1 protein-coding gene is annotated in these 247 nt (G+C 62.3%); it reads left to right on the top strand.

The annotated features are described in order from the left end of the window. Positions 1–200, top strand: a 200-nt coding sequence (locus tag FNJ47_RS47575) for a hypothetical protein (protein ID WP_163163684.1), incomplete at its 5' end; no start/stop codon positions are given. Positions 201–247: the final 47 nt, after the last annotated feature.

Genomic DNA, 247 nt, shown 5'->3' on the forward strand with positions numbered 1-247 from the left:
TGTGCCCGACCTTCTACGGCCACATGTTCATGAATCCGAAGGATGCACCGTTCGCCGTCGCGATGGTGGTCCTGATCATGGGCCTCGTCCGCCTGATCGAGGAATATCCGGCGCCCTCGCCGCGCACCCTGCTTGCGGTATTCCTCGATCCACAGCGGTATGAAGCCGATCACTGCGTAGATCAATGCGAGCCCGCCTAGCACGCGACAGCCGATCGACAGGCCGGCCCCTAAGCCCACGATCAGGA

The organism is Bradyrhizobium uaiense, from assembly GCF_010811875.1.
Lineage (GTDB): Bacteria > Pseudomonadota > Alphaproteobacteria > Rhizobiales > Xanthobacteraceae > Bradyrhizobium > Bradyrhizobium uaiense.